General features: G+C 71.5%; 19 protein-coding genes. 4 read left to right on the top strand and 15 right to left on the bottom strand.

Annotation, left to right across the window (positions count from 1 at the left end; translation table 11 throughout):
* Window positions 1–6 precede the first annotated feature (6 nt).
* Window positions 7–873, bottom strand: coding sequence for an ABC transporter permease (locus tag CP978_RS25210; protein ID WP_043444553.1), 867 nt, complete (start codon window positions 871–873; stop codon window positions 7–9).
* On the bottom strand, window positions 863–1,678 hold the full coding sequence (locus CP978_RS25205) for an ABC transporter ATP-binding protein (RefSeq protein WP_043444551.1): 816 nt from the start codon (window positions 1,676–1,678) through the stop codon (window positions 863–865). The genes CP978_RS25210 and CP978_RS25205 overlap by 11 nt, the downstream gene beginning before the upstream one ends.
* 161 nt (window positions 1,679–1,839) lie before the next feature.
* On the opposite strand from CP978_RS25205, the gene CP978_RS25200 reads away from it, so the two are divergent.
* Window positions 1,840–2,532, top strand: coding sequence for a response regulator (locus tag CP978_RS25200; protein ID WP_043444549.1), 693 nt, complete (start codon window positions 1,840–1,842; stop codon window positions 2,530–2,532).
* Window positions 2,533–2,651: 119 nt separating this feature from the next.
* On the opposite strand, the gene CP978_RS25195 is transcribed toward CP978_RS25200, so the two are convergent.
* The 6 genes from CP978_RS25195 to CP978_RS25170 form a co-directional block, all read right to left on the bottom strand.
* Window positions 2,652–4,244: a solute symporter family protein gene (locus CP978_RS25195; RefSeq protein WP_043444547.1), complete on the bottom strand. Its 1,593-nt coding sequence runs from the start codon at window positions 4,242–4,244 to the stop codon at window positions 2,652–2,654.
* Window positions 4,241–4,798, bottom strand: a complete 558-nt coding sequence (locus CP978_RS25190; protein WP_079162304.1) for a DUF485 domain-containing protein — start codon at window positions 4,796–4,798, stop codon at window positions 4,241–4,243. The genes CP978_RS25195 and CP978_RS25190 overlap by 4 nt, the downstream gene beginning before the upstream one ends.
* Window positions 4,799–4,867: 69 nt before the next feature.
* Window positions 4,868–5,548: a response regulator transcription factor gene (locus CP978_RS25185; protein WP_043444545.1), complete on the bottom strand. Its 681-nt coding sequence runs from the start codon at window positions 5,546–5,548 to the stop codon at window positions 4,868–4,870.
* Window positions 5,545–6,696: a sensor histidine kinase gene (locus tag CP978_RS25180; protein WP_043444542.1), complete on the bottom strand. Its 1,152-nt coding sequence runs from the start codon at window positions 6,694–6,696 to the stop codon at window positions 5,545–5,547. The genes CP978_RS25185 and CP978_RS25180 overlap by 4 nt, the downstream gene beginning before the upstream one ends.
* Entirely contained in the window at window positions 6,693–7,217 is a 525-nt protein-coding gene (locus CP978_RS25175) for a DUF1453 family protein (protein WP_043444541.1), read from the bottom strand. The genes CP978_RS25180 and CP978_RS25175 overlap by 4 nt, the downstream gene beginning before the upstream one ends.
* Window positions 7,218–7,457: 240 nt before the next feature.
* A complete protein-coding gene (locus CP978_RS25170) occupies window positions 7,458–9,581 on the bottom strand; it encodes a DNA gyrase/topoisomerase IV subunit B (protein ID WP_043444539.1) in 2,124 nt (707 codons plus the stop codon).
* A gap of 444 nt (window positions 9,582–10,025) precedes the next feature.
* Here CP978_RS25170 and CP978_RS25165 point away from each other — a divergent pair, with 444 nt between their 5' ends.
* Window positions 10,026–10,256, top strand: coding sequence for a DUF7455 domain-containing protein (locus tag CP978_RS25165; RefSeq protein WP_043444537.1), 231 nt, complete (start codon window positions 10,026–10,028; stop codon window positions 10,254–10,256).
* Window positions 10,257–10,443: 187 nt separating this feature from the next.
* Here CP978_RS25165 and CP978_RS25160 read toward each other — a convergent pair whose 3' ends face one another.
* The 7 genes from CP978_RS25160 to CP978_RS25130 all read right to left on the bottom strand — a co-directional run bounded on the left by CP978_RS25160 (window position 10,444) and on the right by CP978_RS25130 (window position 21,288).
* Window positions 10,444–11,262: a serine protease gene (locus CP978_RS25160; RefSeq protein ID WP_043444534.1), complete on the bottom strand. Its 819-nt coding sequence runs from the start codon at window positions 11,260–11,262 to the stop codon at window positions 10,444–10,446.
* Window positions 11,263–11,383: 121 nt separating this feature from the next.
* Window positions 11,384–12,916 (bottom strand): RNA polymerase sigma factor, encoded by a 1,533-nt coding sequence (locus CP978_RS25155; protein ID WP_043449444.1) that lies wholly within the window; start codon window positions 12,914–12,916, stop codon window positions 11,384–11,386.
* A gap of 536 nt (window positions 12,917–13,452) precedes the next feature.
* On the bottom strand, window positions 13,453–14,340 hold the full coding sequence (locus tag CP978_RS25150; protein WP_052454267.1) for a FadR/GntR family transcriptional regulator: 888 nt from the start codon (window positions 14,338–14,340) through the stop codon (window positions 13,453–13,455).
* Between the two features lie 162 nt (window positions 14,341–14,502).
* Complete coding sequence (locus tag CP978_RS25145; RefSeq protein WP_043444531.1) at window positions 14,503–16,248, bottom strand: ABC transporter ATP-binding protein; 1,746 nt, start codon at window positions 16,246–16,248, stop codon at window positions 14,503–14,505.
* Between the two features lie 191 nt (window positions 16,249–16,439).
* Window positions 16,440–17,198, bottom strand: a complete 759-nt coding sequence (locus tag CP978_RS25140) for an NUDIX hydrolase (protein WP_043444529.1) — start codon at window positions 17,196–17,198, stop codon at window positions 16,440–16,442.
* 131 nt (window positions 17,199–17,329) lie between these two features.
* On the bottom strand, window positions 17,330–19,198 hold the full coding sequence (locus CP978_RS25135) for a glycogen debranching N-terminal domain-containing protein (protein WP_043449442.1): 1,869 nt from the start codon (window positions 19,196–19,198) through the stop codon (window positions 17,330–17,332).
* A 368-nt stretch (window positions 19,199–19,566) separates the two neighbouring features.
* Window positions 19,567–21,288 (bottom strand): DUF4192 domain-containing protein, encoded by a 1,722-nt coding sequence (locus CP978_RS25130; RefSeq protein ID WP_150478308.1) that lies wholly within the window; start codon window positions 21,286–21,288, stop codon window positions 19,567–19,569.
* 134 nt (window positions 21,289–21,422) lie between these two features.
* Here CP978_RS25130 and CP978_RS25125 point away from each other — a divergent pair, with 134 nt between their 5' ends.
* Entirely contained in the window at window positions 21,423–23,675 is a 2,253-nt protein-coding gene (locus CP978_RS25125; protein WP_079162554.1) for a RecQ family ATP-dependent DNA helicase, read from the top strand.
* A gap of 236 nt (window positions 23,676–23,911) precedes the next feature.
* Entirely contained in the window at window positions 23,912–24,547 is a 636-nt protein-coding gene (locus CP978_RS25120; RefSeq protein ID WP_043444527.1) for a hypothetical protein, read from the top strand.
* Window positions 24,548–24,792 lie beyond the last annotated feature (245 nt).

Genomic DNA, 24,792 nt, shown 5'->3' with positions numbered 1-24,792 from the left:
GGAGCCTCAGTGCTCCGAGTCCGACGGCTTCCAGCGGAAGATGCGGCGTTCCGCGAAGGTGAGCAGCCCCTCGGCCACCAGCGCGACGACCGCGAGAATGACCATCGCGGCATACACACCGGCCGCGTTGAAGGTGCCCTGGGACTGGGCGACGAGCAGGCCGATGCCCTTGGTGGCGCCGATGTACTCACCGACGATGGCACCGATCAGGGCGAAGCCGAAGCTCACATGGAGGCTGGTGAAGATCCAGGAGGTGGCCGACGGGATCACCACCTGGAAGGTCACCCGGCGATCGCTCGCCCCCAGGATCCGGGCGTTGGCGACCAGGTTGCGGTCGACCTCACGGGCGCCCTGGAAGGCGTTGAAGAACACCGGGAAGAAGACCAGGACGACGGCGGAGGCGATCTTGGAGGACGGGCCGAGCCCGAACCAGATCACAAAGATCGGGGCGAGGACGATCCTGGGGATGGAGTTGAGCACCTTGATGTAGGGCCCGAGGACATCGGCGAGCAGGGCCACCCGCCCCAGCGCGATACCGAGGACCACACCGGCCACCACACCGATGATCCAGCCGACCAGCGCCTCCTGGAGCGTCACCCAGATCTGCTCGCCGAGGGACCCGAGCGCGGTGCCGTGCGCGACCCAGGTGGAGATCTGGTCCCAGATCTCCGACGGCATCGAAAAGTTGAACGGATCGATGACGTCGGCCCGTGACAGCGTCTCCCACAGACCGAGCACGGCGACCAGGAGTACCAGCCGGGCCAGGATGACCAGGGTCCTGCGTCTGCGGACGGCACGCGCGCGCGACCGGGTGCGGTCGGGCTGCTTGGACATGTCGACGGGCGCCGACGCGGAGACGACCTCAGGCGACATCGGCGACACCCCTCTCACGCGTGATGCGGACCTCTTCGCCGAGGGACTCCCAGATCTCCCGGTAGATCTCGATGAACCGGGGCTCCAGGCGCACCGATTCGACCTTGCGCGGCCGCGGCAGGTCGATGTCGAAGACCTGCTTCACGGTCGCCGGCCCCGCGGTCATCACCACGACCCTGTCGGCCAGCGCGATCGACTCCTCCAGGTCGTGCGTGACGAACACGACCGAGGCGCCCGTGCCCTCCCACAGCTCCAGGAGTTCGTCCGACATCAGCGCCCTGGTCTGTACGTCGAGCGCCGAGAACGGCTCGTCCATGAGCAGGATCTCGGGGTCGTTGACGAAGGTGGCCGCAAGGGCCACACGCTTGCGCTGACCGCCGGAGAGCTGGTGCGGGTAGCGGTCCTCGAAGGCCGCGAGCCCGACCCTGGCCAGCCAGGCACGGGCCTTCTCCTTGGCCTCGGCCTTGGAGACACCGCGAAAGCGCGGGCCGGCCATGACATTGGACAGGACCGTGCGCCAGGGGAACGTGGCGTCCTGCTGGAAGACGAAACCGACCTTGTCCCCGACGCCCGCGACCGGCTCGCCGGCCACCAGGACCTCGCCCTCGGTGGGCTCCTCCAGACCGCTGACCAGGGTCAGGGTCGTCGACTTGCCGCAGCCGGTGGGTCCGACGACGGCCACGAACTCGCCACGGCCGACGGTCAGGTCCAGGTCCTTGACCGCCGTGTGCAGACCCCCTGACGGGGTCCGGAAGGTCTTGCTCGCGCCCCGCAACTCGATGGCGGAGCCGGTGTCTGTGCTCATGGCCCGGGACCGTAGAGGTGAGGCGGGCCTGCGCAGCAGTCTTCCGGGCGCAAGCTCCCCTTCTGCTTGCAAGAGACTGTTGTGCTCTTTTTGCTCGCGCTACAACTGCGGAGCCGAAACACGGGCGTAACGCTCGTCCGGTCCTGAGGGAAGGAGGCCCGATGATTGACGTCCTGGTCGTGGACGACGACTTCCGCGTCGCCGAGATCAACGCCATGTATGTGGGGAAGGTTCCCGGCTTCCGGGTCACCGCCCGCGCCCACAGCGCTGCTCAGGCGCTGGCCGCGGTGGAACGCACGCCGGTCGACCTGGTTCTGCTCGACCACTATCTGCCCGACCGGACGGGTCTCGAACTGGTCCACCACATGCGCGAACGGGGCCACGGCACCGATGTCATCATGATCACGGCGACCGGCGATGTGGCGACGGTCCAGGCCGCGATGCGTCTGGGCGCCCTGCACTATCTGGTCAAACCCTTCACCTTCACCGCCCTGCGCACACGCCTCGATTCCTATGCCGCGCTGCGCCGCACCGTCGAGCGTGTCGGGGGCCGGGGGGTGGCGGGCCAGGAACAGGTCGACCGCATCTTCGGCGCCCTGCGCACCGCGCCGGCGGCCTCCTCGCCCGGTCTGCCCACCGGTCACTCGGAGCCGACCACTGACCTCATCTGCGGGGTACTGCACCGGGCCGGCCAACCGCTCTCCGCCCATGAGGTGGCCCTCAGAACGGGCCTCAGCCGCTCCACCGCCCAGCGCTATCTACGCCGTCTGGAACAGGTCGGCCGACTCCGCCTCTCCCTGAAGTACGGCGACACAGGGCGCCCCGAACACCGGTACGCCTGGGTGGCACCGTGACGCCACGACGCGAGCGACGGCACTCCCGTCACGGCGTCCGGGGGCTCCGGTAGGCACCCGGTCCGGCGGCTCGGTGGCCGAAGGTGCCGGACCGGGTGCCCGGTGGATGCCCGGTGGAGTCAGACCGCGCCAGCCCCGGTCAGGGAGCGGACCTCGGTCTCCGCGTGCTTGGCCTCGTCGGCGGGCTCCGGCGAGGTGACCGTGCCGAGCCAGCCGGCCAGGAAGCCGAGCGGGACGGAGACGATGCCCGGGTTCTGCAACGGGAAGTACTGGAAGTCCACGGCCGGGAACAGCGATTCCGGGCTGCCCGAGACCACCGGGGACAGCAGGACGAGGCCCAGCGCGGGCACCAGTCCGCCGTAGACCGCCCACTGGGCACCTCGGGTGGTGAAGCCGCGCCAGAAGAGCGTGTACATCAGCACCGGCAGATTCGCGGACGCGGAGACCGCGAAGGCGAGCCCCACCAGAAAGGCCGCATTGAGGTCCCGGGCCAGCAGCCCGAGCGCGATGGCCGCCACACCGATGCCTACGGCGGCGACCCTGGCGACGGTCACCTCGCTGCGCGGCTCGGCGCGACGCCGCCGCAGCGAGGCGTACAGATCGTGCGCGACGGAGGCGGACGAGGCCAGGGTGATCCCGGCGACCACCGCGAGAATCGTGGCGAAGGCGATCGCGGCGACCATGGCGAAGAGAACCGTGCCACCGGTCGACCCCGCCCCGCCGCCCAGGGTCAGCGCCAGCAGCGGCACCGCCGTGTTCCCGGCCGTGTTCGACTCCCGTACCGCGTCCGGTCCGACGAGCGCGGCCGCGCCGAAGCCCAGCACGACGGTCATCAGATAGAAGCCGCCGATGAGCCCGATCGACCAGACCACCGACCGCCGGGCGGCACGCGCCGTCGGCACCGTGTAGAAGCGGGACAGGATGTGCGGCAGTCCCGCCGTGCCCAGCACCAGCGCCAGGCCCAGGCTGATGAAGTCGATCCGCGCGGTCCAGCTCCCGCCGTACTTCAGCCCCGGGGCGAGAAACGCCTCGCCGTGGCCGCTGCGCTGCGCCGCGGTGCGCAGCATGCCGTCGACATCCCCGTGGAAACGCACCAGGACGAGGACGGTCAGCGCCACCGTGCCGCCGAGCAGCAGTACCGCCTTGACGATCTGGATCCAGGTGGTCGCCCTCATCCCGCCCAGCGACACATAGATCACCATCAGCGCGCCGACGACGATCACCGTCCAGGCACGCGCCGCCTCGCTGGTGCTCCCGAACAGCAACGCGACCAGACTGCCCGCCCCGACCATCTGCGCCACCAGATACAGCACGGACACGGTCACCGAGGACGCCCCCGCCGCGATCCGCACCGGTCGCTCGCTCATCCGCGCCGCGACCACGTCCGCGAGCGTGAACCGCCCGCAGTTGCGGACCAGCTCCGCGACGAAGAACAGCACCACCAGCCAGGCGACGAAGAAGCCCACCACATACAGCAGCCCGTCGTACCCGAAGAGCGCGATCAGTCCGGTGACCCCCAGGAAGGAGGCCGCCGACATATAGTCACCCGCGATGGCAAAACCATTCTCCATCGGCGAGAACAGCCGCCCGCCGGCATAGAACTCCTCCGCCGAACCACGACGGTTGCGGCTCACCCACGTCGTGATCGCCAGCGTGACAGCGACAAACACACCGAAAAGCAGCAGCGCCGGCGTCCGATGATCCCCGCTCACCGCTCGCCACCCTCGAGTCCCCTGGTCAACTCCTGTGTGTCCCAGCGCAGTTCGAGCGCGATCCGGTCCCTGCGCAACCGTGCGTGCCGTGCATAGGCCCAGGTGAGGAGAAACGTCGTCAGAAACTGCCCGAGCCCCGCCAGCATCGCCACATTCACGGCTCCGGCCACCGGTCGGGCCATGAGCCCGGGTGCCGTCTGTGCGGTCACCACATAGGCCACGTACCAGCCGAAGAAGATCACCAGCCCGGGAACCACGAACCTCCGGTACCGGCTGCGCACCTCCTGGAAAGCCGCGCCGCGCCGCACCTCCAGATACACATCGGCCGCCTGGGCGGTGGCGTCGGTCGCCCGCGGGGGCGGCACCGCGGCGGGTGCACCCGTCCCGTCCAGTTCGCCCCAGCCGGAGGCGAGCGCGTCGTACCAGGGGTCTTCGTACCTCAGTCGTCCGGCCGCCCCCACGTCCGCGGGGGCCGCGTCATGCTCCTGGCGCTGCTCGGCCGGACTCTCGGGACCGCCCCCGCCTCCGCGTGGGCGGCCATTGCTCGACTTCATGCTCAAGGATGGGCAGAGCGGGAAGATCCCCGACTCTTGTTCGCCCCGCTCTTCACTCCATCAGGTGACTCACTGCGAGGGCGGCCGCACCAGCCCCTTGGCATACGCGTAACGGACCGCCTGAGCACGGTCCTTGAGCCCGGTCTTGGCGAAGAGGTTGTTGATGTGGGTCTTCACGGTGGCCGTGGAGACATGCAGCCGGCGGGCGATCTCCTGGTTGGTCAGCCCCTCGGCGATCAGCACGAGCACCTCCGTCTCCCGTGCCGTCAGCCCGTCCGGGGCCTCCACTGCCGGACGGGCCCCGCGCTCCGGCTCCGACAGCCGCTCCAGCAGACGCCGTTGGATGCTCGGCGAGAGTCCCGCGTCGCCGCACAGCACGCTCCGTACGGCACGCACGATCTCCTCGCCGCCCGCGTCCTTGGTGAGATAGCCGCGTGCCCCCGCTCTGAGCGCCGGGAACAGCGAGTCGTCATCGGCGAAGGTGGTGAGCACCACGACCTGGGTACCGGGATACTCGCTGCGGATGCGCCGGGTCGCCTCCACGCCGTCGCAGCGTGGCATGCGCAGGTCCATCAGCACCACGTCCGGGGCGAGTTCCGCGACGAGTTTCACCGCCTCCTCCCCGTCTCCGGCGGCGCCCACGACCTCGACGCCGGGAAGCAGCCCGAGCAGCATCACGATGCCCTCGCGCACCACCGTCTGGTCGTCCGCCACCACGACCCGGGCCGGGGTGCCGCTCTCCTCCGTCATGCCGGCACCTTCAGTGTCACCACGAATCCCTCCTCGCCCGGTCCCGCCTCCAGCGAGCCGCCCAGCAGTGCGGCGCGTTCCCGCATGCCCAGGAGACCGTACCCGGCTCCGGACCCGCTCAGTTCGCCCGGCGATCCGCCCGAGTCCCGTACGTCCAGCGTCACCTGGTGCTCGGCGTACTCCAGCCGTATATGCACCTTGGCGCCCGGGACATGCTTGCGGACGTTCGTCAGCGCCTCCTGGGCGACCCTGCGGACCGCCTGTGCGGCCTCGGCGGGCAGCGCCCGGCGCTCACCCGTGACGGTGACGTCCGCGCCGTCCGCCGCGGCGACGAGCTCTCCCAGGAACTCTTCCAGCGGTGACATCTCGCCGCGCAACGCGGAGAGCGCCTGCCGGGTCTCGGCGAGCCCCTCCCGGGCCATTCCCCGGGCCGCCACGACCCGTTCGAGGATCGTGGTCCGCTCGGCTCCTCCCTCGATCAGCAGCCGTGCCGCCTCCAGATGCACCAGCTGCGCCGAGAGACTGTGCGCCAGCACATCATGGATCTCCCGGGCGATCCTGGCCCGCTCCGCCAGGGCCGCCGACTCGGCCTCGGCCTCCCGTGCGGCACGCTCCTGGGCGAGCAGCCGCAGGGCGCTGCCGCGCGCCTCCGCGTCGAGGCGCAGCACATACCCGACCAGGGCGACCGAACCGGCGGTGACCGACGTGGTCAGCCAGGCACCGTTATCGATCACGGCGTAGGCCCCCAGTCCGACGCCGGCGACGGGCACCGCGGCAGCGAGGGGAAGCCGCTCCATGGCCACGAGGGCGCATGCGCACCACAGCACCATCGCCGGGACGCGCAGGCCCGCGACGCCCGCCACCCCGGCCAGCCCGAGGAGCCCCACGAGCAGGGCGATCGAGGGCAGCAGCCGGTTGTGCAGCGTGGTCCGGAAGAACGCCCAGGCACCGGCTCCGCAGAGCAGCACCCCGCCCGCCGTCGCGACCTTGCCCCACGCCGGCAGGCCGTCGTGCGTGAAGATCGTCCACAGGACCATGCCGAGGCCGAGGATCCGCCCGGCCTGGCTGAGCATGCGACGGGCCCCGGAGACTCCCGCACGGGAGAGTGCCTCGCGCGAGGGCCAGCGCAGCCACATGTTCTCCGTCACACACGCTCCTTCCCTGCGGGCGCGGGCATGCCGTCACCGTACGCCGTGGCCGGGCGGCCCACGGAGGTGAAGGACCGCGCCCGCAGGACCAGGATCCAGGAGCGCAGCGCCAGGGTGCCGGCGAGGGAGAGCAGCAGGGCGGAGCTTTCCTGGTGGACGCCCAGCCACGTCCCGAGCGCGAAGAGTCCGACGCGCACGGCGATGCCGGCGATCCAGACGCCCACACTGGCTGTGGTGCTCCTGCTCCACACGGTGCCGTCCGCCGCCGTCCATATCCGGGTGGTCCAGGCCCAGCCCGCTCCGGTGACCAGCCCGATGAGCAGTTCGACGGCGAGCAACAGGGCGGACTCGGTGGGGTGACGGGAATCGAGCAGGCCGGGCCCGCGCAGCGCCAGGACCGCGAGGATCAGGGGGACGAGCCACCAGCGCCGGTCGGCGTCGATCCGGCGCGCACGGAACTGCCGCACGATCACCAGCGCGGCCACGGCCACGATCACCAACGCGTTGACGAGCCCGGACATCACAGCGCCTCCGTGGGCAGAAGGGGAAGGCGCCGACAGCGAGTGCTGTCGGCGCCTTCGACGCTACGGAAGTCCGCAGATCGGCAGATCGGAGCCGGGGTGGACCCTGGGTGGAACCCCGAGTTCCCTCGGGCTCCACCCCCAGGTGGAGATCCGGAGCCACCCGACCCCACCGGCAGCCGGCACGGCGAGTGAGGGCCGCCCCGAGCGCCCTCTCTCCTGCCGAGCCGGCCGCGGCGGCTACGCGTCGATGCGCGACCGGTCCAGCGTCGCCGCCGAGCTGGAGATGAACTCCTTCCGCGGCGCCACATCGTTGCCCATCAGCAGATCGAACACCTGCTCGGCCGCTTCCAGGTCGGAGAGGTTGATCCGGCGCAGGGTGCGGTGGCGCGGGTCCATCGTCGTCTCGGCCAGCTGGTCGGCATCCATCTCGCCGAGGCCCTTGTACCGCTGGATGGAGTCCTTGTAGCGCACCCCCTTGCGCTGGAGCTGCTGGAGCTTGTCGCGCAGTTCGCGGTCCGAGTAGGTGTAGACGTACTTGTCCTGGCCCCGCTTCGGCTGGACGATCTCGATCCGGTGCAGCGGCGGCACCGCGGCGAACACCCGTCCGGACTCGACCATCGGCCGCATATAGCGGTGGAACAGCGTCAGCAGCAGGGTGCGGATGTGAGAGCCGTCCACATCGGCATCGGTCATCATGATGATCTTGCCGTAGCGGGCCGCGTCGATGTCGAAGGTCCGCCCCGACCCGGCCCCTATGACCTGGATGATCGCCCCGCACTCGGCGTTCTTCAGCATGTCCGTGACGGACGACTTCTGGACGTTCAGAATCTTGCCGCGGATCGGCAGCAATGCTTGGAACTCGGAGTTGCGCGCGAGCTTCGCAGTACCGAGCGCGGAGTCTCCCTCGACGATGAACAGCTCGCTGCGCTCGACGTCGTCGCTGCGGCAGTCGGCGAGCTTGGCGGGCAGCGAGGAGGACTCCAGGGCCGTCTTCCGGCGCTGGGCGTCCTTGTGCTGACGTGCGGCGATGCGCGTCCTGGCCGCGGCGACGGCCTTCTCCAGGACGACCCGGGCCTGCTGGGCGTCGTCCCGCTTCGTGGAGGTCAGAAACGCCTTGAGTTCCTTGGAGACCACATTGGTGACGATGCGGCGCGCCGCGGAGGTGCCGAGGACCTCCTTGGTCTGGCCCTCGAACTGGGGCTCGGCCAGGCGCACGGTGACCACCGTGGTAAGCCCCTCCAGGGCGTCGTCCTTGACGATGTCGTCCTCGGCGACGCGCAGCATCTTCTTGGTGCGCAGCACCTCGTTGATCGTCTTGGTGACGGCCTGCTCGAAGCCGGCGACATGGGTGCCGCCCTTGGGGGTGGCGATGATGTTGACGAACGACCTCAGGGTCGTCTCGTAACCGGTCCCCCAGCGCAGCGCGACATCGACTCCCAGCTCCCGGGTGACCTCGGTGGGCGTCATCTGACCGTGGTCGTCCAGGACGGGGACGGTCTCCTTGAAGGTGCCCTGACCGGAGAAGCGGAGGACGTCGCACACCGGCTTGTCGCTCGCCAGGAACTCACAGAACTCGCTGATGCCGCCGTCGAAGCGGAAGGACTCCTCACCCTTGCTGCCGCCGTCGCCGAGCCCGTACTCGTCACGGACGACGATGGTCAGGCCGGGCACCAGGAACGCGGTCTGGCGGGCGCGCTGGTGCAGCGTGTCCAGGGTGAGCTTGGCGTCCTTGAGGAAGATCTGCCGGTCGGCCCAGTAGCGCACGCGCGTGCCGGTGCGGGTCTTGGGGATCTTCTTGGTCTTGTCCAGGCCACCCCTGGCCTCGAACTTCGCGTTCGGGCCGTCGGCGGCGAAGGCACCCGGCACACCGCGCCGGAAGCTGATCGCATGGGTGTGGCCGCCGCGGTCCACCTCGACGTCCAGACGCGCGGACAGCGCGTTCACCACGGACGCGCCGACACCGTGCAGACCGCCGGACGCCGCATAGGAGCCGCCTCCGAACTTTCCGCCCGCGTGCAGCTTGGTCATCACCACCTCGACGCCGGACAGCCCGGTCTTGGGCTCCACGTCGACCGGGATGCCACGGCCGTTGTCGCGCACCTCCACCGAGCCGTCGTCGTGCAGAAGCACCTCGATGCGGTCGCAGTAGCCGCCCAGGGCCTCGTCGACGGAGTTGTCGATGATCTCCCAGAGGCAGTGCATCAGGCCCCGGCTGTCGGTCGAGCCGATATACATGCCAGGACGCTTGCGCACGGCCTCCAGACCTTCGAGGACGAGGAGGTGCCGCGCGGTGTAGTTGGAACCGTCCCGGTCTGATCCTGTCAGCAGCGCTGTGGACGGCACGGACGTATCGGCGGTCACGCGGTTCGCTCCTCGCTGAATTTCAAGTGAGCCCCCTTGGGGCAAGGGGGACGGCTTCGGTCGCCGGTCCGAGGGTACCGAGGCCTGGTAGAGCCGATGTAACGCCACCCTCGTCGTGAACTCAGACTAGTCCAGAGTCGCACGAGCGTTCGAACTCAGATCGCGGTGAAGTACATATCACGTTCCCTTCCGAGGCATGAACCATTTAGCCTCGGGGCACGTCCTCATCCACAGCCGGCAACCCCGCCGGGAGGGCGCGACCACCGACAGACAGCGCGAACCCGTACGACACAAGAGACGTAATACGGCACATTCGCCGCCAACCGGCAACAGACAGCCGGCTCGGAAAGTGACTTTCGAGAAGAAGCCGCGAGCGGGAACGTTTTCGGCCTGGTTGGATGTTGACCCTGGTACGACAGCTCGTCGAGCTAGAGAAGAGGCGACGTGACTACTGTTCTGACCCCCGCGAGCCCGCTGACGGCCGCTGACCGCTGCGACCGCTGCGGCGCCCAGGCGTACCTGCGTGTCGTCCTGCTGAGCGGCGGAGAACTGCTTTTCTGCGCCCACCACGGCCGCAAGTTCGAGCCGGAACTCAAGAAGATCGCCGCTGAGATACAGGACGAGACCGAGCGGCTCACGTCCGCTCCCGCCACCGCCTCCACCGAGGAACGCTGACGCCTCAGCGTCCACGACGAGCCCCCACCGGCACCGAGGCCGGTGAACGGGCGGCCACCCCGATCACGGGAGTGGCCGCCCGTACTCGTAGGGCGGAGGCGGTCCTGAAGCCGCACACCGGCGCCGACGGGTCGCCCGCGGCGGAACGCCTGTCCGGCCGGGCCGGCGCTCCGGCCGTGTGAGCCCCTCAGCGGCCGCCTGCGAGCGTTCTGACGACCTCCGAGACCCGGGCATAGACCCCTGGGTTCCCGGGCTCCCCGCAGCCGCTCCCCCAGGACACCAGGCCGATCAGCCGACCTTGGGCGACCAGCGGTCCCCCGCTGTCGCCCTGACAGGCGTCACGACCACCCTGGGGCACGCCGGCACACAGCATGGAAGCCGCCGCATACTTCCCGTTCTCGTCACCGGGATACGCCCGCTCGCACTCCGCGTCCGGCAGGACCTGAAGCCGTGCGGCCCGGAGACTGTGTGCGTAATCGGCGTCCCCGGTGGCGTCGCCCCAGCCGTAGACCGTCGCCGCGGTGCCCGGCGCATACGCCGCGTCTCCGGCCGCCGCCATCCTGATGACCGAACTCGCCGGAAGCGGGGAGGCCAGCGTGAGCACGGCGAAGTCACCGGCGTTGGTTTGAGTGTTGTACCCCGGATTGACCCAGGTGGCAGTCACCGGGATCTCCTGGCCCTGAGCGGACAACAGATCCGTACGCCCCGTGATGACCTTGAGGTCGCCCGGCTGCCCCGGTGGCGCTCCCAGCACGGCCGCGCTCACACAGTGAGCCGCGGTCAGGACCGTGGTGCGGTCCACCGCCACTCCGCCGCAGAACTGCCCCGCACGGGTGCCTCCGAACCGGTCACGGCTCGAGAGAGCGACGGTCCAGGGGCTCTGCGAGATGTCGACCGGGAAACCCCCGACGACGACGCTGCCCGCCGTGGCGTGCGCCGGGGATGACAGCGGTATCAGAGCGGCCGCGGCTCCGACGGCCAACGCGCGGGCGAGGTGACGACGCATGAGCACTCCTCACTGTCGGTGGGGCGTAGAACACCCACAGTGATCCAGCTCGCCGCGTCGCGCATACGCTGAGGGGCCGGTTCCCACAGGAACCGGCCCCTCAGAGGCGTACTGCCGAGGTCTAGTCCAGGTAGTCTCGCAGCACCTGGGAGCGCGACGGGTGACGCAGCTTCGACATCGTCTTGGACTCGATCTGGCGGATGCGCTCGCGGGTGACCCCGTACACCTTGCCGATCTCGTCGAGGGTCTTCGGCTGACCGTCGGTGAGGCCGAAGCGCATGGAGACGACGCCCGCCTCGCGCTCCGACAGGGTGTCGAGCACCGAGTGCAGCTGCTCCTGGAGGAGCGTGAAGCTGACGGCGTCCGCGGGGACGACGGCCTCGGAGTCCTCGATGAGGTCACCGAACTCGCTGTCGCCGTCCTCACCCAGCGGGGTGTGCAGCGAGATGGGCTCGCGGCCGTACTTCTGGACCTCGATGACCTTCTCCGGGGTCATGTCGAGCTCCTTGGCCAGCTCCTCCGGGGTGGGCTCGCGGCCCAGGTCCTGGAGCATCTGGCGCTGCACACGCGCGAGCTTGTTGATGACCTCGACCATGTGCACCGGGATACGGATGGTGCGGGCCTGGTCGGCCATGGCGCGGGTGATCGCCTGACGGATCCACCAGGTGGCGTACGTGGAGAACTTGTAGCCCTTGGTGTAGTCGAACTTCTCGACCGCGCGGATCAGACCGAGGTTGCCCTCCTGGATCAGGTCCAGGAAGAGCATGCCGCGGCCGGTGTACCGCTTGGCCAGGGAGACCACCAGACGGAGGTTGGCCTCCAGGAGGTGATTCTTGGCGCGGCGGCCGTCCTCGGCGATGATCTCCAGCTCGCGCTTGAGCTTGGGGGCGAGCTTGTCGGCGTTGGCCAGCTTGTCCTCGGCGAAGAGACCGGCCTCGATGCGCTTGGCGAGTTCGACCTCCTGCTCGGCGTTCAGCAGGGGGACCTTGCCGATCTGCTTCAGGTAGTCCTTGACCGGGTCGGCGGTGGCACCGGCCGCGGCGACCTGCTGCGCGGGCGCGTCGTCCTCGTCCTCGTCGGAGAGGACGAAGCCCGCACTCTCGGCGCCCTCGGGCTCGTCGCCGCCCTTGCCGGGGGTCTCCTCGAGGACCTCTTCGTCGAGGAGCTCGGCGTCGTCCTTCTTGGCGGTGGTCTTCTTGGCCGCCGTCTTCTTCGCGACCGTCTTCTTCGCGGTCGCCTTCTTGGCGGTCGTCTTCTTCGCGGCGGCCTTCTTGGCGGGCGAACCCTCGGCCGGGTCACCGGCGGCCGACGCTGCCGAAGCGGTGGGAGCGGCCGCCTTCTTCGTCGTCACCGCCTTCGTCGCGACGGTCTTGGTGGCGGTGCGCTTGGCCGGACTCTTCGCTGCGACGCTCTTTCGGGTGCGCTTGGGTTCTGCGGCACTGACCATCAGCGTCACACCCTCTTCCTCGAGGATCTGGTTGAGGCTGCGCAGTACGTTCTTCCACTGAGTGGCCGGAATCTGGTCAGCTTCGAAGGCCCGACGCACATCGTCGCCGGCGATCTGCCCCTCAGCCTTTCCCCGCTCAATGAGAGCCATGACAGAGACGGACTCGGCGATCTCCGGCGGGAGCGTACGGGATGTGCTGGCCGACACGAACAACCTCTCGGAACGTTGGAAAACGGCTTTCGGCCCCGTCCATGACGGACAGGAGCCGACCGCCGGCTTGGGGATGGGCCGACGGCGCGGGCGGGGGTCGGGAGGATGCACAGCGCCATGAACGGCGTCCGTATTCCCTCCGCGACTGTCACCTCTTAGGTCATCGCACAGTCCCGTAGAGCGTTACGCCCAATCTGCGTGGCCCGGGTCACACCCCGTAACCGCTCAAAAACGTCCAGACACGGGCAGAGGAGGTCAGGTGGCACTCTTTACCGGCATCGGACTGCCGAGGGGCCGCCCTGGCGCGCCCGGAAATCCATGACGGAGACCGGGGATCCCCGTCCGCTCCGGCATGGATCGCCGACGCCCACGGTGGCGGCCGCCCGCACCGGGGTGCCTCCGGTCTCCGTCGGGCTCCGCCGGGTCCCGGGAGGATCCGACGGAGTCCGACGGCAGATGCCGGGGCCGCCCACCGCACCGCCGTGCCGTGCGACGGGACGCCCGCTGCCGGCCCGGCCGCCCGCGGGGTGCGGTCAGTGCTCGCGCGGGGCGGGGACCACGCGCTCCACCTCGGGGTGGACGGTGAGCAGTTGGCGCATGGCCCCTTCGGCGGCCGCACCGTCGCCCGACGCGAGCGCGTCGACGATGCGGGCGTGCTGTGCCACGGCCGTGTCGTTCGGGCGGTCGCAACCGGTGACCGGGCCACCGGAGACCTGGAGGGCGGCCGAGACGATCCCCGAAAGGTGCTCCAGCATGCGGTTGCCCGCGACCTGGATCAGCAGCGAGTGGAACTCCGCGTCGGCACGCGAGAAGGTCAGGGAGTCGCCCTGCCCCAGGGCATGGCTCATGATCTCGACCATGTCGCCGAGCCGCTGCTGCACCTCCTCCCGCCCGTGACCTGCGGCGAGGCGGGCGGCGAGAGGCTCGATGGTCCACCTCAGCTCGCTGAGTTCGCGACGCTGGTCGTCGCGCTGCGGCCCGAAGGCCCGCCATTCGATGATGTCGGGGTCGAGTAGATTCCAGTCACTCACCGGCCGGACCCGTGTGCCGACATTGGGGCGGGCACTGACCAGGCCCTTGGCCTCCAGGACACGCAGCGACTCACGGACGACGGTACGGGACACCTCGAAGCGTTGGCCGATCTCCTCGGGCACCAGCGGACGGTCGGCGCCCAGGTCACCGGAGACGATCATCTGGCCCAGTTGCTGGACGAGTTGGCCGTGCAGTCCGCGTCCGCGGCTGCCCGCGGCACGCCGGCCGACACGGCCCAGTTCCGGGTCGGCACCCTCCCAGGGGGATGTGCCGACGCGGTCGGCGGCGGACGCCCCGGCATAGGGGTAGCGGTCGAGTTCGCCCGGTCCGGCCAGGCCGGAGTCTGTGGAGCGGGCGGCGGTCATCATGGTGTGCGCAAGGGTACTCACGGAACCTTTGTCGGCCGCCTTTCCAACTCCCTTGAGGTCTTTGGTGAAAAGCACACGAAAGGGTGATCGCTCACCCCGTCGCAATTGACGCCTTATCGGAAAGAAATGGGCGCTTTTTGGGGAGTTGCGCACACTCTGGGAACCCATCGACACGGACCGTGTTCATCGGACCCTGCCCCGCAGGGTGGTCAGCAGATAGGCACAGAGCAAGGTGAGCAGGGACAAGGCCAGCGCGCCGCCCACGGGTTGGGCGACCAGGCGCGCCACACCGGCCAGATATCGCTCCCCTCCGAAGGGCCACTGCCACACCGCGAGCCCCCGCATCCGTGCGCTGAAGTCGGCGGCGGAGCGCACGGACGGTCCTTCCAGGAGCTTCTGCACCAGAGGTACGACGACGACGGGGACCGCGAGCACCGCGGCGAGCCCTGCCGTGGTGGACCGGAAGACACCGGCGGCGAGCACACCGGCCCAGGCGCACCCCACCACGAGGGCACACCAACTCGCCCCGATGGAAAGCCAGTCGGGCGGAACCTGGGCGATCTCCCGTCCGTAGACGACGGAGAGAACCCCGTAGTCGCACCCGGCGCTGAGGGCGGCCAGCGCCAGCGCCGTGGCTCCTGCCACGAGGAGTTTCGCGAGGAGCAGCCCCAGCCGCCGGGGGACGGTCCCGCGGTACACGGCGAGCGCGGGGTGGCGGAACTCGTCGCCGAAGGCGAGGGCGCCGAGCAGCCCCGCACCGAGCGCCGCGGGCGGCAGCGGGAGCTCCTGGGGCCAGGCGGCCAGCAGGCGCGGCAGCGGGGTGTGACCGATGCGGGCGAGGAGGACGGAGACGAGGACGGAGAGGACGAGTACCGCGGCCACGGTGCGACAGCCGGTGCCGGTCCCAGCGGCCCGGCGCAGCTCGTAGCGCAGCGGGCGCAGAGGGCTCGGGGCGGCCCGGACGCCGGCCGGCGGCGGCAGCGGGGACAGGTCGCCGGGCTCCCGCGCCTCGGGCGACGAGGACGGCGACGGAACCGGATCGGCCTCCGCGCCCGGCCCCATGTCGGGGACCTCGTCGGCGAGTTGGTGCACGAGGACGCCGTGTCTGAAGGCCGTCTCACCGATGTCGGCGCAGGTACTGCCGTACACCGACAGCCGGTTGCCCTCCTCTTGGACGATCTCCACGGAACGCCGCGCCGTTCTGGCCTCCTTGGCGAGCAGGGATCCGAGCCGGGCCGCGTGCGGGCTGCGGACGGCCACGCGGGGCCGCAGCCGGGTCCGGGCGAATTCCACGGCCCTCTGATCCGCGACGAGCCTGCCCTCGTCGAGAGTGACGACATGGTCAGCGACGCGCGCGGCCTCCTTGGGGTCGGCGGTGGCGAACAGGACGGTGCCGCCCTCCGCGGCGTAGTCGCGGAGGACGCCGTGCAACCAGCGGCCCTCGCGGGCGGAGAGCCCGGCGACGGGGTCGTCGAGCACCAGGGTGTGCGGGTCGGCGACCAGGGCGCCTGCCAGTCCGAGACGGCGGTCCATGCCGCGCGAGAGGGTGCCCAGGCGTTCATGGCGCAGATCGTGGAGTCCGACGCCTTCGAGGATGTCGTCGGCGCGGCGGACCGGTACGCCCGCCGCGCAGCACAGCATGCGCAGATGCCCGCGGACCGTCCGTCCGGGATGGCCGGGGACATCGCCCAGGAGGACGCCCACTTCGCGGGCCGGGTGGGCGATGCGGCGCAGTGGCCGGCCCTGGAAGTAGGTGATGCCACGACCGGGTTGAAGTTCGAGCATGAGCCTGAGCGCCGTCGTCTTGCCCGCGCCGGGGGCTCCGAGGAGCGCGGTGACGTGGCCCGTGTGCGCCTCGAAGGACACGTCGTCGACGGCGGGCGGAAGGTCCTTGCGGGGGGTGCTGGTCAGTCCGAACGCCTGGATCACTCGAAGCAAGATAGCGCGATATATCCGTTTTTTCGGTCACCTTGGTGGTGGCCGAGCGTCCATGCCCCTTCGGTTCGGACATGTGTCCGTAGCCGCCGCCGTTCCGTGGACGGTCGTTCGGCACCCGGCGGGGAGTGGCCGGCCGACCCGGGGCCCGGCCCGGGAAGCCGTTTCGGCCGGTGCCGGAGCGGTCAGACCTCGGGGCGCAGCATCGGCGGGTTGAGCAGGGTGGCGCCGCCCGCGCGGAAGAGTTGTGCGGGCCGGCCTCCCTGCCGGGTCGTCGTGCCGCCGGTGGGGACGAGGAACCCAGGCGTACCGGTCACCTTGCGATGGAAGTTGCGCGGGTCGAGTGCGACGCCCCAGACGGCCTCATAGACCCGGCGCAGCTCACCGACGGTGAACTCCGGCGGACAGAAGGCGGTGGCCAGCGAGGAGTACTCGATCTTGGAACGGGCGCGCTCCACACCGTCCGCCAGGATCTGCGCATGGTCGAAGGCGAGCGGCGCCGCCTGCTCCCCGTCCCTGCCGTAACCGCCCTGCTGCAGCAGTTCCTCCACCGGCGCCCAGCGCGCGCTGTGGGCGTCGCCGCCCGCTCGTGGCGCGGGCAGGTCGGGGGCGAGCGCGAGGTGGGCAACGCTGACGACCCTCATCCGCGGGTCACGCTTCGGGGCCCCGTAGGTGGCCAGTTGCTCCAGGTGGGCACCGTTGTCCTGGACCGGCGCGGACGGTTCGTGCGCGTGCAGACCCGTTTCCTCGATCAGCTCGCGCGCCGCGGCCTGCGCCAGATCTTCGTCCGCCCGTACGAAGCCGCCCGGGAGCGCCCATCGGCCCTGGAACGGCGGCTCGCCCCTGCGGACCGCCAGCGCGCAGAGGGCATGGCGGCGCACGGTCAGCACGACCAGGTCCACGGTCACGGCGAAAGGCGGAAAGGCTGACGGGTCGTAGGGCATGTCGCGATCATAGTCGTCTGCCTGACGATAAACACTCCCTTCCACGGCCGCTTCGACGGCTGATCCACTTCTGTCCTGAACTGGTCTCACCAGGGGCCGTCCACCACGCTCCGGTGCCACGTCGTCCGAGGTCACACCCTCAGCTGCAGTCCTTCCGGGGCCTGCTCCACCATGGCGAGGCCGAGTCGGCCGACGCGCACGGAGAAGGGGGCGCCGGCGAGTCTGAGTCCCGTCAGGACGATCTCGCCGAGCGGGGCGCTGCGCACCGGCCGCAGGGTCACCGTGCCGACGGGCGCGTCGGGACGGATCCCGGCGAGTGCGGTGAGCGCCTGCACTCCGGCGGCCGCCGCCGTGGCGGCGGGGCGGCAGGCTGCCGGATGGGGCGCCGGGGTGCTTCCGTCCGTGCGCGGCTCACCCGCGAACATCTCGGGCAGCCGGTGGTCGAAGGCCTCCGCCGCCGCCAGCATCCCGCCGAGCAGTCCGCTCGCCTCCTTCTCATGGCCGGCGGCGGCCAGTCCCGCGACGGCGACCGCGGTCTCCTGGACGCGCACGGCTCCCCCGCGGTGTCCGAACGGGTTGTACGCCGCTTCCCCGGCGCCGAGTCCGCGCAGTCCCCAGCCCGAGTCCATGGCCGGGCCGCCGAGCAGCCGGGCGAGCTGCTCGGTACGCGCCTTGTCGAGCAGACCGGGTGCCAAGGTGCCGGAGCCGAGCAGCCCGGTGTCCAGGAGATGGGCCGCACCCGCCCCGAGATGGGGCAACGGGCGTCCGTCCCGGGTGAGGGCAGCGGCCGGTCTGCCGCCCGACGGGTCCTCGATCCAGAAGTCCTTGCCGAAGGCCCGGCGCAGTTCCTCGGCCCATTCGCGCAGCTCGGGTCCGCCGGACCGTCCCCATGTGTCGAGCAGGTCGGCCCCGAGCAGGGCGGCCCGGTGGGCGTGCGCCTGGGTCTCACAGCGCAGCGGCCCGTCCGGTTGCGGGTCTGGGAGGTAGACCCCGTCACCGACCGTGGTGCGCAGCCACCGCAGGCAGTTCTCAGCCGCGGGCAGCAGCTCCCGCGTCTCCCGCTCCGGGAGTCCCCAGCGCCAGGCCTCCGCGAGGAGCACGGGGAAGAGCAGGGTGGCCTCAGTGCCCGTGCAGCCCGGCGGGAGGTGTGCGCCCGCGTCCCGCCGGGGACCCGGAATCATGCCTGAGCGCAGGCCCGGGCCGGTGAGTTGGGTACGGGCCAGGATCCGCAGGGTGCCCCCGGCGAGCCGGGTGCCGAGCGGCAGCGTCATCCGGGCCGCCGCCAAGGAGTCTGCGGGTGCCGGTCCGCAGCGCCAGGGTGCCCCCGCCGCCAGCTGGAGGTCGGCAGGATGTACGGGATCCCGCAGGAGCAGGGCCTGAAGGTCCTCGACACAGGTGCGCAGCAGCGGCTGGACTCTCGGGTCGTCCCCGGTGGCCAGGGCCGGTGCGAACGGGCTCGTCGCACCGCGTCCCAGCGCTCTGACCGGTCCCGCACGGTCCGGCCGCAGCCGCAGTTCGACACTGCGCGTCCCGCCGGGCAGCAGCTCCAGCTCCCAGCGCAGGAGTCCGGCGGAGGCGAGGGCGTCGGTGGGCGGTGGGGCGGCCGTGACCGCGCTGTCCCCCTTGGGACCGGACCAGCGCAGCCCCGAGTCGTGGACGGTGGCGGAGAGTTCGCCTCCGGCGGCGCCGGAGGCGATCGTGCCCAGTTCCTCCAGATCCGTGCCGAGGGAGACCTCCACCGGCAGGCGCAGCAGTCGCGGCGCCGCGCTGTGCAGGGTGATCCGCTCGATGCCGTCCGCGGACCGGATGCGCTCGACGACGACATCCGGGTCCGGGCCGGCGTCCGGGGCCACGCGCAGGGTGCCGACGAAACGCACCCGGTCGGCCGCGACCATACGGGCCTGGACGGCCACCGGCTCCCTGCCCGCCACCCGCACCTGACAGCGGGAGAGCACGCGCCGGCCCGCTCGGTAGAACCCCTCGAGGCCGCTCCCGGTCAGCTGCCCCTGATCGGTGGAGATCACCAGTCCGGGCAGGGCGACGCAGATCAGCGCGGTATGAGCGGACGGCAGATCGCCGACGTGGCGCGACGGGGGCCGGCCGGTAACCCCCGGCCGGCCGTGCCGTGGAGGCCGGTCGCCGTCAGAGGCGAAGGGCGTGGTGGACAGGGGCATGGGGTGACTTCCTCTGCGCTCGGTACGCCTGAGGCGGCCGACGCCGGGTGAAGGCTCGGGAGGACGGTGAGCGATGCGGCGGGGCGGCCCGGGCACGGGTTCCGCCACACAGGTGAACGGAACGGGCGCGCCCGGGGTCACGCATCCGAGCAGGAAGCCGACCGAACGGCGGCAGCCGGGAGGACGGGACGGGCTCATGTGTCTCCTTCTCCCTTCCGCCGGCCGGAACCGAGGTGGGTTCCGCACCGGCTGGTCGCACCCCGGGCGGCACGCCGATGCGGCCTGCCGGGCGGAGCGTCGAACGGATCCCGGTGGCGGCCCCCTGCCGCACCGGACGGGCGACGGACCGGCCGCCCGGTGTCGCTCATCGGGCGTGCCCGGCGCTGCGGGCGGACAGCGGCGGCGGAACGGGCCGGCCGGGCCGGGGGCGTGGCCTGCGCCGAGCCGGAGGACGCGGTGAAGGGGCCGGAACCGGCCTCGGGCGGACACCTGCCCTCGGGAGAGGCGTCCGCGCACGCGCCGGACCCCGGCTCGTCGACGGCGGGTGCCGGCCGCCGCTCGGGCCCGTCGCCGTCGGCCCCGGCCCGGGCAGGACGGTCGTCCTCATCGATGCGCCTCCGGTCCCCGGCGACTGCCTCCGCGTGAGGTGACGCGGTGGTCCCGGTCGGCGTCGCGGCCGTCTTCCGCGCCCCGCCCGTGCGGCCCGACCGCTCCCTGCGCAGACAGCGGCGGACGGTCTCGGGGTCCAGCCCCTCGTTGCATGCCTGGTGCAGAAGGCGGGCGAAGAGGTAGTCCGGGTCTGCGGCCATGGCCATGGCGAGGGCCTCGCGGGCTTCGAGTTCGTCGCCGGACGACCAGGCGACCCATCCGGCGAGCGTCAGCGGCGCGGCGGCGTGCTCCCCGTAGGAGCCGACACAGCGGCGGGCCAGGGCGCGCCACAGCCGCAGCGCGACGGTGGCCTCGGCGCCCTCCATCCACTCCGCGGCGCGGTCGCGGGTGGCGCGGTCCTGCAGTCCGAGGATCAGGGCCGCCGCCTCGTCGTGCCCGAGCAGTTCGTCGTCGCGGAGGTCCGCCGCCAGGGCTGCCCGGTCAGGGGGCTCCCCGGCGAGCCGGGCCATGACCCGTTCGGCGAGGGCCAGCGTCTCCTCGGCCACCTCCTCGCGGGTGTCGCCGCCCAGGATCCTGGGGACCAGGGCCAGGCTCGCCGTGTCCAGCACGGCCTCCTGCTGGATCGCGGCCGCCGTCTCCCAGGGCCTGAGCCTGGCCCGGAACTCCTCGAGGCTGCCACGCACCCGAAGGCCGGCATAGGCCGCCGCGGCGGCCATGACGGAGGTCCCCGGCAGGCCCATCGGCCGGCCCTCCGGCGGGCAGCAGCCCGGACTCGGGCAGCAGTACGACCAGAAGCGGCCCCCGGAGAGGCACAGGGCCTCCACCACGGGGATGTCGAGGCTGCCGCAGGCGGTGCGCAGCAACTGGGCGAGCGGCCGGAGCCGCTCCACCACCTCGCGTCCCGTCTCGCCGCTCGCCGGTTCCTGGACGAGATAGGCGATCATGCTCTCCGGCCGGGCTCCTCTGCGCTCGCTCCCCCTCACCAGTCCGTGTGCCAGCTGCCGGGCCGCGACGGCCCAGTCGTCGGAGTGGACGGGGATGCCGAGCCGGGCGCGCCCGCCGAACCTCCCCCACCGCTCCCGGTCGTGCAGTGCGACCAGCACGATGCTGTCCTCGGGGCGGTGCCCGAGCAGATAGGGCAGGGCGTCGGCCAGCTCGGCCGGGGTACGCAGGGTGACCTGGGTCTCGCCACCGGGTCCCGTCGTGGGGCCGGGTCCGCTGTATGCGGGGTGCTCGCCACCACGGTGCGGGAATCCGCCCATGTCGCCGATGCCGGAGCGGCCGGCCGCTTCGTCGTGATTCGTCATGGCGTGACCTTCTCGCGCATCACGGCTTTCCGTCTGCCCCTGTGGATAACCATGAGCATGAGCACGCTAGAAGTTGTCCACAGGTCCCGGCCCTCGTTCGCGCGATGTCCGACCGATCGGGTTGCATGGACGCCATGACCGACGCACATCCGCACCACACGACAGGCTCCGCCGCGCCCACCGCGGCGGACGACCCGCGAGCCACAGCCCAGGACCCGAGCGCCCCCGCCCTGGTCGAGGGCGGTCTGCGGGCCGCAGCCGACGCCGTGCTCGCGCGGCTCGTGGGCGCGCCGGACGGCGAGGCGCGGCTGCGCGAGGACCAGTGGCGTGCCATCGAGGCCCTGGTGGCGCACGGGCGCAGAGCGCTGGTGGTGCAGCGCACCGGCTGGGGCAAGTCCGCGGTGTACTTCGTCGCGACCGCGCTGCTGCGTGAGCGCGGCTCGGGCCCCACGGTCATCGTCTCGCCCCTCCTCGCCCTGATGCGCAACCAGGTCGACGCCGCCGCGCGGGCCGGCATCCGGGCGCGGACCATCAACTCCTCCAACCCGGAGGAGTGGGACACCATCCAGGGCGAGGTGAGCGCGGGCGAGGTGGACGTCCTGCTCGTGAGCCCGGAGCGGCTCAACAACCCCGACTTCCGCGACCGGGTGCTACCCGCGCTGGCGGCGGCGACCGGGCTGCTGGTGGTCGACGAGGCACACTGCATCTCCGACTGGGGCCATGACTTCCGCCCCGACTACCGCCGGCTGCGCACGATGCTCGCGGACCTTCCGCCGGGTGTACCGGTGCTGGCTACGACCGCGACGGCCAACGCGCGTGTGACGGCCGATGTGGCGGAGCAGCTCGGCACCGGGGCCGGTACGGACGCACTGGTTCTGCGCGGCCCTCTGGACCGGGAGAGCCTGAGCCTCGGGGTGCTCCGGCTGCCGGACGCCGCCCATCGGATGGCCTGGCTCGCCGACCACCTCGGGGAACTTCCGGGCTCCGGGATCGTCTACACGCTCACGGTGGCGGCGGCCGAGGAGGTCACGGCGTTCCTGCGGCAGTGCGGGCACACCGTCGCCTCGTACACCGGGAAGACGGAGAACGCCGAGCGCCGGCAGGCCGAGGAGGACCTGCTGGCCAACCGGGTCAAGGCGCTGGTCGCCACCTCGGCCCTCGGGATGGGCTTCGACAAGCCGGACCTGGGTTTTGTGGTGCACCTCGGCTCGCCTTCCTCACCGATCGCCTACTACCAGCAGGTGGGACGCGCGGGCCGCGGGGTGCGCCATGCCGAGGTGTTGTTGCTCCCGGGCAAGGAGGACCAGGCGATCTGGGAGTACTTCGCCTCGATCGCCTTCCCTCCGGAGGAGCAGGTGCGGCGCACCCTGGACGCCCTCGCACGGGCGGACCGGCCCCTGTCGCTGCCCGCGCTCGAGCCACTGGTCGAGCTGCGCCGGTCCCGGCTGGAGACGATGCTCAAGGTCCTGGACGTGGACGGTGCGGTGCGGCGTGTGCAGGGCGGATGGATCGCGACGGGCCTCCCCTGGACGTACGACTCGGAACGCTATGCCTGGGTGGCCAAGCAACGGGAGACCGAGCAGCAGTCGATGCGCGACTACGCCACGACGACGGACTGCCGGATGCGGTTCTTGCGGGAGCAGTTGGACGACGAGGCCGCCGCTCCCTGCGGGCGGTGCGACAACTGCGCCGGTGCGCGGTTCACTGACGCCGTGTCGCCGGCCGCGCTGGACGCGGCACGCGGTGAACTCGGCCGCGCGGGAGTCGAGGTGGAGCCGCGCAAGATGTGGCCGACGGGTCTGCCCGCGGTCGGCGTGGATCTCAGGGGACGCATCCCGGCCGGCGAACAGGCGGCGCCGGGGCGGGCCCTGGGCCGGCTCTCCGACATCGGCTGGGGCAACCGGCTGCGGCCGATGCTGGGCTCCCAGGCTGTCGACGGGCCCGTGCCCGACGACGTGGCGCAGGCCGTGGTCGGCGTGCTGGCCGACTGGGCCAAGGGGCCCGGAGGCTGGGCCACGGGGACGCCCGACGCGCCGTCACGTCCGGTCGGTGTCGTGACCATGGCCTCGCGTACCCACCCGCAGCTGATCAGCACCCTGGGGGCGCGGATCGCCGAGGTCGGGCGGCTGCCGCTGCTGGGTTCCGTGGAATACACCGGCAATGTGCCGCGGATACCCCGGAGCAACAGCGCGCAGCGGCTGAGGGCGCTCGACGGGGCGCTGACCGTGCCGCCCCCGCTGGCCGCGGCGCTGAGGGAGGCGGGCGGTCCCGTGCTGCTTCTGGACGACATGACGGAGACCGGCTGGACGCTGGCGGTGGCCGCGCGCATGCTGCGGCGGGCCGGTGCGGAGGGGGTGTTGCCGCTGGTCCTCGCCGTGCAGGCGTGACCTGTCCCTTCCCCGGGGACACACCGGGCAGAGCGGCACCAGGGGATATAGGCCGCACATCACCAGATACCGGCCGTCGGTCTCAATTGCTCATTGCCGCTTTCCAGTTCGACGGGAAGAATTGGAAATCCGCTCCCCGCACGGCGCGTCCGTGATCCGGTAGGGCTCTGCTGCGGTGCGCGCTCCCCCACGTCCGACCCCGCCCGCAGTGTGGGCACGTAGCCGAAGGGAGGGTCGTGACCTTCGGATTCCCTCCGTCATCGGCAGCGTCCATGTCCCCCGCCGCCGGACCGTCCGCCGCCTCCACCAATCCTCTGGCCCGGGTGCTCGAACCGGAGGAATGGGCAGCCGCGGGGATCCCGCTGCTGCGCAACCCTCGCGAAGTCGTCACCGGACTGCACGCCCGGCACCGGCCACGGCTCTCCACGGCCGTGGTGGCGGTCCTGGATCCGGATGAACGACTGCGGGCGAGCGCCTCGTTCACCCGGCATCCCGCCCCGGCGGACGGATGGATGTTCCGCAACGCGCTGCTGGCCCAGTTGCGCCGGATCATCCCTCACGACCTGCGGCGCCGCACGCCCGTGCGGACGGCGGTGCTGCTCTACTGCCGTGAGGGGGACGGGCATTGGACGGAGGAGGACGGGGCGTGGATGTGGGGGCTGCGTGACGCGTGCACGCTGCACGGGCTGCGCTGCGGTGCCTACATCACGCTCACGCGCGATGGCTGGCAGGTTCTCGGCGAGGGCCGTGGGGGACGCCATCCCAACGCCCGGTCGGCACCGAGCGCCCTGGACCTGACGGGAGCGCTGCCCGCACTGACGCGCACCGGGGGCGTCACCTCGGAGGTGCTGCGCCGGGCCGCCGCCCGCTGAACACGGTCCGCCGCGACGCCCACCGAGTGACCGGTGGTCGCGAGCACCGGGTCGTGCCGGAGGCATGGCAGCGGCGTATCGGGGGCGGTCGGTCACGGCGGAAGCGTGGGCCGCCGCGGCGCAGCACCCGAAGAGGCGGCACCCGGACCCGAACACCAGGGTGTGACGGAGGTCGTCACCCCGCCCCGCCTGCCGGGACGCCGCCTCGGCGGGCTCTCGGCCCGACGGGCGACGACGGCGCGTGC

The sequence above is a fragment of the Streptomyces nodosus genome (genome assembly GCF_008704995.1).
Classification (GTDB): Bacteria; Actinomycetota; Actinomycetes; order Streptomycetales; family Streptomycetaceae; genus Streptomyces; species Streptomyces nodosus.
Note: the sequence above shows the minus strand (reverse complement) of the source record. Positions and strands in the feature narration are given on the sequence as shown.

Excerpts from the sequence above, each read along its gene's own strand:
- CP978_RS25185 (WP_043444545.1), bottom strand. The coding sequence starts at position 5,548 with ATGACGGAGGAGAGCGGCACCCCGGCCCGGGTCGTGGTGGCGGACGAC.
- CP978_RS25205 (WP_043444551.1), bottom strand. The coding sequence starts at position 1,678 with ATGAGCACAGACACCGGCTCCGCCATCGAGTTGCGGGGCGCGAGCAAG.
- CP978_RS25200 (WP_043444549.1), top strand. The coding sequence starts at position 1,840 with ATGATTGACGTCCTGGTCGTGGACGACGACTTCCGCGTCGCCGAGATC.
- CP978_RS25130 (WP_150478308.1), bottom strand. The coding sequence starts at position 21,288 with ATGACGAATCACGACGAAGCGGCCGGCCGCTCCGGCATCGGCGACATG.
- CP978_RS25190 (WP_079162304.1), bottom strand. The coding sequence starts at position 4,798 with ATGAAGTCGAGCAATGGCCGCCCACGCGGAGGCGGGGGCGGTCCCGAG.
- CP978_RS25140 (WP_043444529.1), bottom strand. The coding sequence starts at position 17,198 with ATGCCCTACGACCCGTCAGCCTTTCCGCCTTTCGCCGTGACCGTGGAC.
- CP978_RS25160 (WP_043444534.1), bottom strand. The coding sequence starts at position 11,262 with ATGCGTCGTCACCTCGCCCGCGCGTTGGCCGTCGGAGCCGCGGCCGCT.
- CP978_RS25175 (WP_043444541.1), bottom strand. The coding sequence starts at position 7,217 with ATGTCCGGGCTCGTCAACGCGTTGGTGATCGTGGCCGTGGCCGCGCTG.
- CP978_RS25125 (WP_079162554.1), top strand. The coding sequence starts at position 21,423 with ATGACCGACGCACATCCGCACCACACGACAGGCTCCGCCGCGCCCACC.
- CP978_RS25210 (WP_043444553.1), bottom strand. The coding sequence starts at position 873 with ATGTCGCCTGAGGTCGTCTCCGCGTCGGCGCCCGTCGACATGTCCAAG.